This window comes from Dactylosporangium siamense, from assembly GCF_016862795.1.
Lineage (GTDB): Bacteria > Actinomycetota > Actinomycetes > Mycobacteriales > Micromonosporaceae > Dactylosporangium > Dactylosporangium siamense.
This window is the reverse complement of the sequence record NZ_BONQ01000274.1, coordinates 1-1,157: the sequence shown is the minus strand read 5'-3', so window position 1 is coordinate 1,157 and position 1,157 is coordinate 1. Positions and strand designations below refer to the sequence as shown.

At 70.2% G+C, this 1,157-nt stretch carries 1 protein-coding gene; it reads right to left on the bottom strand.

All coding sequences use genetic code 11. The annotated features are described in order from the left end of the window. Positions 1-95: 95 nt before the first annotated feature. The coding region (locus tag Dsi01nite_RS56910; protein WP_203854882.1) for an integrase core domain-containing protein at positions 96-1,157 on the bottom strand (1,062 nt) is incomplete at its 5' end.

The window sequence follows — 1,157 nt, the reverse complement described above, 5'->3', positions numbered from 1 at the left end:
GTGCGGACCGGGGACATTCCGAACACGGGGTTCCGGGGACATGCCGAACACGATCCGTGTGGTTGGTTCCATGATGCTCGATGGTTGTGGTGGTGTCAGCGTTTCGGGTGGGGGATGTCGCCGACGATGAGGGTGACGATGTTGGCGTGCCCGTAGTAGATCTTGAGGCGGGCGTGGTCGCGGATGAGGCCGACGGGTAGGTCGGCCCAGCGTGGTTCGAGGCGGAGTTTGACGTTGTGGTAGCGGAAGGTGCCGTCGCTGGAGACCTGGCGCATGATCGCCCCGGCTGGGTAGGCGTCGGCTGGGGCGACGTCCATCGGGGGCAGGATGGCCGGTGTGCCGCGCTGGTGGACCTCGGCCGGGGTGCGTTGAGCGAGGGCTTCGTGGGGGCGCGTGGTGTTGTAGTCGGTGCGGTAGGCGTCCAGGACGTGCTGGGCCTCGGCGAGGCTGTGTGGGCGGTGATCGGCGATCCAGTCGTTCTGAGTGCGGTGTTCCCGTTCGATCTTGCCCTGGGTTTGTGGGTGCCGGGCCCGGCCGTGCAGGAACTCGATCCCGGCGGCGTGGACCTGCCGTTCGAAGAACACCTCGATGCCCAGGGACCGGCCGGTGAACGTGACACCGTTGTCGGACAGCAGCTGCCGGGGCAGGCCGGAGCTGGCGGTCGCGGCGCGTAGCGCCTGCCAGCCCAGTGCGCCGGTCAGGCTCGGCCCGACCACGGCGGCGAGCAGGAACCGGGAACAGTCGTCCAGGACGTCCACGACCCAGAACGCTGAGCCGTTGACGAGGCGGTGCTGGGTGCCGTCGATCTGCCACAGGTCGTTGCTGAACTGCCGGGCGAACCGCCGGCCGGGATCACGGACCTGCCGCCCGGCCCTGGCCGCGATCAGCCCGCGCCGGTGCAGGATCTGATGCACGGTGGACACCGCCGGCACCGCCACGCCCTGCCCGGCCAGGACCGCCCGGATCTTCTTCGCACCCCACCGGCCGTTACGGTCCTTGTGCAACCGCACGATCTCGTCCTCGACCGCCGCCGCGGTCACCGCCGGACTGGACAACGGCCGCCGCGACCGCGGCACCAACCCGGCCGCACCCTCGACCCGGTACCGGGCCAGCCACTCATGCAGCTGGGTCCGCGACACCCCGAACACCACCGCGGC